This window comes from Rhizobium sp. P32RR-XVIII (genome assembly GCF_012641395.1).
Classification (GTDB): domain Bacteria; phylum Pseudomonadota; class Alphaproteobacteria; order Rhizobiales; family Rhizobiaceae; genus Rhizobium.
Genome location: NZ_JABAIH010000066.1, coordinates 1 through 2,055, shown reverse-complemented (window position 1 = coordinate 2,055; position 2,055 = coordinate 1). Strand labels below are relative to the sequence as shown.

Genomic DNA, 2,055 nt, shown 5'->3' with positions numbered 1-2,055 from the left:
CGGCATCGATGTGCCAAGGTGGTAGGCGTTAAGCTGCCACAATAGAGGAGGCGTCCACGATGGAAGTTAGCACAATTGGACTGGATTTAGCGAAGAACGTGTTTCAGGTGCATGGGGCGGATGCTGCACGATGGCGCTTGTAGCTGATAGTGGCCCGGATCATGACCGCCGACTACCGCCGAAAGCTTCATCGCCGGTTAACCTGATGTGGTGGATGGCGCCCTCCGACGGCATCGAGTGTGCCAGAATTGGTTGGTTGCAAACCTTGAGAGGAGCCACCCACCATGGGAGAGATTACGACGATCGGCCTCGATGTCGCAAAGAATGTTTTCCAGCTTCACGGGATCGACGCGGATGGGCATGTCGTGCTGCGCAAGTCGTTGCGGCGCAGCCAGATGCAACCCTTCTTCGAGAAGCTTGCCCCTTGCCGGATTGGCATGGAAGCCTGCGCGACTGCCCATCACTGGGCGCGAGTGCTGTTGCAAGCTGGCCATGACGCCCGGTTGATCCCGCCCAGCTACATCAAGCCTTATCTGCGGCGGCAAAAGAACGACGCCGCCGACGCGGCCGCCATCTGCGAAGCCGTGACACGACCGTCGATGCGTTTTGTCCCTGTGAAGAGCCAGGAGCGACAGGCGACGTTGATGCTGCACAGCGCCCGCGAACTGCTGATTTCGCAACGGACCGCCCTCATCAATGCCCTGCGCGGCCACTTCGCCGAACTTGGCATTGTTGTGCCGCAGGGTGCCCGCAATGTCCGGCAGCTCATCGACCTCCTCGAAGACGAGCAACACAGCCCGCAGGCCGTTCGCGTTGCCCTCATGCCCTTGGCAATCGCATTGACAGAGACGGAGACGCAGATCGCCAAGCTCGACAAGGCGCTCCTTGCCGCCCATCGCAACGACGACGTCAGCATCCGGCTTGCGACCGTGCCCGGAATAGGTCCCATCATCGCGACATGCCTATCGGCCAGCGTTCCTGATGCCAAGCTGTTTGAGAGTGGCCGGGAGTTCGCAGCCTGGCTGGGCCTCGTCCCCAGACAGCACTCGACCGGCGGTAAACCAAGGCTGGGCGCTATCTCCAAAATGGGCAATAGGCACCTGCGCACGCTTCTCGTGGTCGGGGCGCACGCCGCTCTTTACCGGATGAGGAAGGCGAGCAGTGACACGCCCTTGGCGAACTGGGCGCGAGGCTTGCTGTCGAAGAAGCCTTTCAAGCTTGTCGCGGTTGCGCTCGCCAACAAGATCGCCCGCATCGCCTGGGTGATCAGGGCGAGGAACATAGACTTCCAGCCGGCCGATGCCACCGGCGACAGCGCTAAGCTCGCAGCGTCGGCCTGATCACGATAGTGCCCTTTCGCGCAAAACAGTTGGCGGAGTGACGATGGTATGATGTGACAGCGAAAGCGGAATGGACCGCACGATTCCGAAGAACCCGAGGTGATGTTTTGCGCAGAACAGCGCGATAACCTGATAGGGATCGGCTCAAGCGGACAACATCAGGGCCAGCGGTCGTATCGTGCCGCACAAACAGGCCGGAGACATGACTGCACCCGACCCGCAAAGCTCAACATCAGCCAAGATCACATTGCCAAGCGGGCGCCAATGGTATGGACCCCGCCTGCCATCGGGCGCAGGCTTCCGGCTTCCGGAACGGACAGGAAGGAGGAGTGTCATGTCAGTTGTTCGGATTGGTCTTGATCTCGCAAAATATGTCTTTGAAGTCCACGGTGTCGATAGCCACGGGAAGGTTGTGCTGCGGAAGCGACTGCGGCGCGATGCCGTATCGAGCTTCTTTGCGAATTTACCGAAGTGCCTGATTGGCATGGAAGCGTCGAACGGCGCTCACTATTGGGCAAGGACATTAAAGGCTCTAGGGCATGAGGTTAGGCGAAATCCGAGATCGCTTGCGAGGAACATGAGCCCAACCTTTTACGTTACCCGATCCCAGCGTGTAGCACCGGTAGATAGGCGGCGGAAGCAGAGATGAACATCGATCTGAAGAATAAGCGTGTTCTCGTGACGGGAGGCAATTCGGGCATTGGAGCGGCGATTG

The 2,055-nt window shown here is 59.6% G+C and carries 1 protein-coding gene and 1 pseudogene; both read left to right on the top strand.

Features of this window, described 5'->3' with window-relative positions; translation table 11 throughout:
- The first annotated feature begins 284 nt into the window (after nucleotides 1–284).
- A complete protein-coding gene (locus HGP14_RS35055; RefSeq protein WP_168834365.1) occupies nucleotides 285–1,340 on the top strand; it encodes an IS110 family transposase in 1,056 nt (351 codons plus the stop codon).
- A gap of 334 nt (nucleotides 1,341–1,674) precedes the next feature.
- A pseudogene (locus HGP14_RS36155) lies at nucleotides 1,675–1,890 on the top strand (IS110 family transposase); the annotation flags it as partial.
- Between the last annotated feature and the right edge of the window lie 165 nt (nucleotides 1,891–2,055).

What these genes read in the sequence shown, in the direction of transcription:
- HGP14_RS35055 (WP_168834365.1), top strand. Translation starts at nt 285, where the DNA reads ATGGGAGAGATTACGACGATCGGCCTCGATGTCGCAAAGAATGTTTTC.